The 6,166-nt window shown below is 50.8% G+C and carries 8 protein-coding genes; 3 read left to right on the top strand and 5 right to left on the bottom strand.

The genetic code is table 11. From position 1 onward, the window contains the following. Nucleotides 1-124: 124 nt before the first annotated feature. From ACAN55_RS23410 to ACAN55_RS23400, 3 genes are all read right to left on the bottom strand, one after another. Nucleotides 125-532: a collagen-like protein gene (locus ACAN55_RS23410; RefSeq protein ID WP_379138764.1), complete on the bottom strand. Its 408-nt coding sequence runs from the start codon at nt 530-532 to the stop codon at nt 125-127. Nucleotides 533-692: 160 nt separating this feature from the next. Continuing rightward, nucleotides 693-1,106, bottom strand: a complete 414-nt coding sequence (locus ACAN55_RS23405) for an SRPBCC family protein (RefSeq protein ID WP_379138761.1) — start codon at nt 1,104-1,106, stop codon at nt 693-695. Between the two features lie 68 nt (nt 1,107-1,174). Beyond that, nucleotides 1,175-2,170: an acrylyl-CoA reductase family protein gene (locus ACAN55_RS23400; RefSeq protein ID WP_379138758.1), complete on the bottom strand. Its 996-nt coding sequence runs from the start codon at nt 2,168-2,170 to the stop codon at nt 1,175-1,177. 118 nt (nt 2,171-2,288) lie between these two features. On the opposite strand from ACAN55_RS23400, the gene ACAN55_RS23395 reads away from it, so the two are divergent. Next, nucleotides 2,289-3,182, top strand: coding sequence for a LysR family transcriptional regulator (locus ACAN55_RS23395; RefSeq protein ID WP_379138755.1), 894 nt, complete (start codon nt 2,289-2,291; stop codon nt 3,180-3,182). After that, nucleotides 3,157-3,459, top strand: coding sequence for an SDR family NAD(P)-dependent oxidoreductase (locus ACAN55_RS23390; protein ID WP_379138767.1), 303 nt, complete (start codon nt 3,157-3,159; stop codon nt 3,457-3,459). Before ACAN55_RS23395 ends, ACAN55_RS23390 begins: the two co-directional genes overlap by 26 nt. Before the next feature lie 166 nt (nt 3,460-3,625). Here ACAN55_RS23390 and ACAN55_RS23385 read toward each other — a convergent pair whose 3' ends face one another. Continuing rightward, entirely contained in the window at nt 3,626-5,050 is a 1,425-nt protein-coding gene (locus tag ACAN55_RS23385; protein WP_379138752.1) for an MDR family MFS transporter, read from the bottom strand. A 146-nt stretch (nt 5,051-5,196) separates the two neighbouring features. Between ACAN55_RS23385 and ACAN55_RS23380 the strand changes: the two genes are divergently transcribed. Further along, entirely contained in the window at nt 5,197-5,838 is a 642-nt protein-coding gene (locus ACAN55_RS23380; RefSeq protein WP_379138749.1) for a TetR/AcrR family transcriptional regulator, read from the top strand. A 41-nt stretch (nt 5,839-5,879) separates the two neighbouring features. Here ACAN55_RS23380 and ACAN55_RS23375 read toward each other — a convergent pair whose 3' ends face one another. Further along, the gene (locus ACAN55_RS23375) at nt 5,880-6,128 is read right to left on the bottom strand and encodes a hypothetical protein (RefSeq protein ID WP_379138746.1); all 249 of its coding nucleotides are present in this window, start codon (nt 6,126-6,128) and stop codon (nt 5,880-5,882) included. Nucleotides 6,129-6,166 lie beyond the last annotated feature (38 nt).

Here is a 6,166-nt window from a genome sequence, read left to right as displayed (position 1 = left end):
CTTGCCTTAAGCTAATGGCTACTACTGCCTTCGCCATTCGGGACTTCAACCCTAGAGATAGCGCCCATGCTGGGCGCACTAACAAAAAGAACAGCCCGCAGGCTGTTCTTTTTCGCTGTCTGTTTTAGAAACACGTGAACGAGCTAACCCGTTTCAAATCGATACCGAAGTAGCCCCAGAAGAAACCGAACCATCTGAACCCTGCAACGGAATTACGCCCGACGAATACCGGAAAGAACCAGAACTGCTCGCCGTTGTTCAGCCAAATGTATGTGTTGCGGAACAGACAGCGTCTGATCCCGCCGGGGTCGACGGCAAATGCGGTGGCCTGCATTTGCGGTACGAATTGCGGTGGAGGAGCCGTCGGCGGTTGAACCCCTCCCGGTGTACCTCCCGGAGTTCCCGGTGATCCTCCTGGAAATCCACCTGGAAACCCCGGTCCTCCTGGTCCTCCTGGTCCTCCTGGTCCTCCCGGCACGCCAGGTCCGCCTGGAAACCCTCCGCCAGGTCCCGGAGTTGGAAAAAATCCCATATGTGATCGCTCCTTTCAATGAGTAGGCATAATCATCATATGCATTCGCGGAAAAGGCGACTGGGCGGATGCCAATAAAAATCCGCCCAGCCAAGAAGGCCGCCAAAGGAATCGGCGGCCTGATTGTCGGTGATAGATGAAGGGAATCTAATATCAATGACTATTGAGTTTTTGATTGCGCTTCAATTGTGTTTTTGATTACCCCCAACACGAGATTTGCCTGTGCCTTAATTTCTTCTGTTAGTTCCTTAGGCAGAAAATCAGTAATCCAAACTAGAGTACTGCCATCTTCGTTGTCAGGGAATACCTGGAATGAAGCATTATGATGAAGAAGTGGCATCCGACCTTCCTTTACAGCAAATACCATGCGGCGCTCTTGGTCATCAACAGAAACAATCAGTTCATGTACGGTGCCGCCATTAGGCAGAATTAGTGTCCTTTTATCTCCGTCTAAAAGTGTATTCTCCGTATAGCCCGGGACGAGACGAACATGGAATGCCCCTACATCTCTCACTGCGTCCCAAACCTGTTCGGCTGAAGCATTAATAGATATTTTACTTTGAACTGTTGGCATAAGAATCCTCTCCTTTAGTGCTGAATAATTTGAGATCACGAATAACGGGTCCAACCCAATGATTCCGGTCAGGACAGTGCAACGATATAACGTCCGCGCATGCGTCCCTGCAACACTTGAGCGATCGCTTCAGGAAGATCAGCTAACGAGATCTCATTCACGATAGAGTTCAACAGAGCTTCATCCGGCTTCCATTCGGCAGCAATCCGGTTCCAAACCGTACGCCGAACGTCCATCGGACATAACACCGAATCGATACCGAGCAGATTGACACCCCGCAGGATAAAAGGGTACACCGTGGAAGCCAGTTCTGCTCCTCCCGTGAAGCCGCTAAGTGCGACGGAGCCGCCGTATTTCACCGATTTCAAGACGTGATTCAGGAAAGGCCCGCCGACCGGATCGACGGCTCCAGCCCAGCGCTCCCGGTTGACCGGCTTCGCATCCTGCTCCTCTAGCTCCGACGGCGAGATCGTCTCCTTCGCACCGATTCTCTTTAAATATTCACTTTCAGAACTCTTGCGGGTGCTTGCCGTCACCTCATATCCTGATTTGGCCAGCATCGATACAGCCCAGCTTCCGACGCCTCCGGTAGCGCCGCTCACCAGGACGGAGCCTTGTCCAGGATTCAGACCGTTCTCCTCCATACGATGCACAGATAACGCGGCCGTAAATCCGGCGGTGCCGATAGCCATCGCAGCCTTCGCGGTCAAACCGGACGGCATAGGCACGACCCATGCCGAGGGAACGCGTGCGTACTCGCTAAACCCGCCGGGGTGGGATGCCCCAAGTCCGTATCCGGTAATGAGCACCTCATCCCCTTCTTTGAACGATGGGTCAGAGGAAGCGACTACGGTACCGGCAAGATCGATACCGGGTACGTGTGGATACTTACTCACAATTCCGGCTCCTGGTATCGTACTCAATCCGTCCTTATAATTAACGCCGGAATAGGATACCCGGATCGTTACTTCCCCATTAGGAAGATCGGCCATGGAATATTCGCGGATCTCCGGCTTTAAGCTTGATCCTTGCCAATCGAACGTCAGTGCCTGATAAGTTGACATGCTTGTTGTCTCCTCTCCAATCGATATACTGTAATCCTAATCTTGTTTTATTCATGCGTCTAATTTATTATTGTCATATAAATGATGAGTTTTTGTTATCTATGAGAGGGGCTACACTATGGAGTGGCAACAGCTTGAATATTTCATCGCGGTAGCCAAGTCGCAGCATATGACGAATGCGGCTAAAGAAATGTCCGTCACACAGCCTGCGTTGAGCCGTTCCATCACTACGCTGGAGAAAGAAATCGGCGTGGAGTTATTCGAACGCCGCGGACGCAATCTGGTGTTGAATCGCTATGGTCAGCTTTTCTTGGGGGGAGCCCAGACTGCTTTAATGGAGATCGAGAAGGCCAAACAAGAAATCGCTAATCAAATCAATCCATGGTCGGGAATCTTATCGCTTTGCTTTCCCCATATCCTGGGTGCTGAGCTTTTTCCCTCAATGCTTGGAGCGTTTCGCGAGCGGCATACGGATATCCGCTTTGATCTGAATCAATGCCCGATCGACGAATTGGTCTTGCGGCTCTTGAATAATGACTGCGATTTCGGCATAACGACTCGGGAATCTGTTCACGATGCATTCCATTGGCATTTCATAGGCGAGTCCGAGCTTTATTTAGCTATGCCGCTCCACCATCCTTGGGCGAACAAGAACAGTATCCGCTTGGAGGAGCTCCACGGGGTGCCCTATGTCGGGTTAAAACCGTCCTGCGCGTTAAGTTATACCGTTGAGGAGTTGCTGGCCCGTTCCAGTGTCGAACCGAACACGGTTTACCGTGCGGATGAATTGGATATGGTCGCTGGACTGGTATCTGCAGGTTACGGAATCTCCTTGCTGCCGAAGACTTTAGGTGTGCGCAATTATCCCATGGCTTGGGTTAAAGTGGATGATCCTGCAAGCAAGCTTACCGTGGGAGTCGTGTGGAAGAGGGACAGGAAGTTGACACCGGTGTCCGAAGTTTTCCTGAAATTTATTCGAGAGAAGTATCCCCGATTATCAGCTGGAGGCTAGCGGCAAAATCTACACTCTGCTAGGTGCTTGGTACCATGCTGCAAAGCACGCCCTGGAAGGATTCTCCGATTGCCTTCGCCTTGAAGTCAAACCTTTCGGTATCGATGTGGTTATTATCCAGCCGGGAGCAACGAAAAGTGAATGGGCTGGGGTTGCGTTCGAACATGTGGAGAAGACCTCGGGAAATACAGCTTACAGTAAAATGGCCGCCGCTTTTATAAGAACATTTAAAAATACAGGTGGTACTTCTTCCCCGAAAACAAGATGTAGCAAATAATGCCAAACTAGCTTTGTTTATGCGAAAAATTCTGTCCGACAAAATGTTCGACGGTGTGATTTATCAGATGTTCAAAATAAAGTAAGACATAACGCTCAAATGTAAAATCAGGCCATCCCTTTGGCGGAATGGCCTGTTAAACGAAAGATCCGGGTTCTCCCTCTAGTTATTTCTTTTGATTAGACATGAATATCGCCGGAAGAAAGGAAACAGCAGCAAACCCGACAGACCACCAGAAGGCTACTTGATATGCATTGGCCAGTGAGTTAAGGCCCGCTCCCGTTCCGCTTGTCACTTGCCCGCCGATAACTGTCGCCAAGATCGCTGAGCCAAAAGCGCCCCCTATCGTCTGGAAGATGCGCGTCGAGATGCTTGCATGCGGAATCTGCTCCTTGCGTAATCCTTCATAGGCAGTGACCATAATCGGAATCAGGATACCGTTCAATGCAGCCCCCCGCACAAGCTGCGCCGCGCCCAGCAGGATATGGCTGGTATCCGTTCCCGCGAAGGCGAATGGAATGCTAGCCGCCAGCGTCACTGCCAGGCTGACCAGTACAATATCCCGTGAACCTACCCTGTCCGCCAGTCTACCTATCCAGCTTCGTGTAATCAGCATCCCTATCCCTTGAGGTATTAAGAGAAGCCCCGTTGTCAGCACACTCTCGCCGCGGACCTGCTCGTAATAAAGCGGGAGCAGCAGGAGCGCCCCGTTCATCACCATACCCGAAAGAAACAAGGTGAGATTTGATACCAGGAAGTGACGGGAACGGAATAAATGCAAATCGAGCAGCGGAGACGGGCTCAACCGCAAGGCATACACGGTGTACATAACTAACAGGGCAAGCCCGGCTGACAGTGGAACCAGCACTCCCGCTGAGAATAAGTGCCCCTCAGAGCTAATCCTCGAGATACCATAAATCAGAACCGCGAACGCGGGAGACAATAGAAGGAGCCCAATCACATCCAGTCTCGGTTTAATCTTGGAAGGTTCATCCTTCGGGATGTGCCTCCATGACAGCCAGAGGGCGGCAGTCATGACCGGAATGTTCACATAAAAAATCCAACGCCAGCTCATATTGTCCATGATTAACCCGCCGATAACTGGACCGAGAATCGGACCCAGCAGCGCCGGAATACTAATGATCGCAATTACCCTTCCTAGACTACGCCCTCCCGCCGATTGAACGAGTACATTCTGCATCGTCGGGATAAGCAACCCCGCGCCTATCCCCTGAATCAACCGAAAGCCGATCAGGCTGCCGGTGTTCCAAGCCAGGGAACATAAGATCGAGGAAATGAGAAACACCCACAGTGAGAACATATATACATTTTTCCCGCCAAAACGCTGAATCGCCCAACCGGAGACCGGAACCGCCAGCCCCATGGTCAGTACATAACCCGTGATCACCCACTGCATCGCCGTTACCGTGCTGTGTAAGTCCGACGCGAGTGTGTTAATCGACACATTGACCATCGTTGAATCCAACTGGGATGCGATAGCACCAAAAACGAGAATAAGTGCAATTTTCAAAATACCGGGATCAATTTTTTCTTTAGGAGGCTTGATTGCCCCCGTTAGGCTATTAGCCATGGATATCCACCTCTCATTACTTTGGGTACGGTACGTACCGTACCTTAATTGATTGTAAGTATATTATCATTTCAGTGAAAATGCAATATACTATTTACAAGAGCCCAAAGTGACTGAACGAATACATGCGGGAGAGGGAATACGAAATGGCAGAACCATCGGAAGATCGCAAGCTGAATAGTAAGGAACAACGAACGACGGGATCAAGGCGGCACGGAGACGTTCTGGAGAATGCCATCCTGACAGCCGCGTGGGAGGAGTTAGGGGAAACCGGCTATTCCCGGCTAACGATGGAAGCTGTCGCTACTCGGGCAAAGACCAATAAGACAGCCGTCTATCGAAGGTGGCCGAACAAGGCGGAGTTGATCGTCGCCGCCCTGGCGAAGCACACTCCCAAGCCTTCTCTTGACGCTCCCGATACAGGAAATCTGAGAGAAGACGTGCTCACCTTATTGGAGAGAATCATCAAACCGATGCAAATGATCGGGGCCGAGACCATTCATGGTCTCATGGTCGAATACCACGGGGACGAGCTTCATTCCAGGATGACGTTACCTTCGAGATTTGATGACCCACTCACCCTATGCATGAAGAATATTCTGCAGAGCGCCGAGCAGCGAGGTGAGTTGAAGCTCGAAGAGTTGCCGGAACGCGTCATCACCCTTCCCCTTGATCTGGTGCGATTCGAGCTGCTTACGACTCACGTGCCGCTGACCGATAAGGCCATGATCGAGATTGTGGATATGATATTCCTCCCTCTTGTGCGGAATCTCAATAAAGAAGGATGAACCGGGATAATCGGTTCATCCTTCTTTGGTTCAGCGAGCAGCTAAATTCGCTTTGAGAAATAACTTATGCAGCTTAAACCGAGTGTGGCATCCGCTGCCTTGCGCCGAAAGAACGGCTTGCCCTTCGACCAATTGATGAATGGCTGCTCTATGGCATAATAAGAGATCGTCGCTGCTGCATACGAGATTGCGATAACGGATACCGTGATGCCCAGCCACCGCCACACGTCAGTTATCCCGAAATAGTGATAATCCGTAATGCCGTACTTTTCGATTAACGTAATGAACAAGTAATGCCAAATATACAGGCCGAACGAAACCTTTACGC

The sequence above is a fragment of the Paenibacillus oryziterrae genome, assembly GCF_042610485.1.
Lineage (GTDB): Bacteria > Bacillota > Bacilli > Paenibacillales > Paenibacillaceae > Paenibacillus_AQ.
Note: the sequence above shows the minus strand (reverse complement) of the source record. Positions and strands in the feature narration are given on the sequence as shown.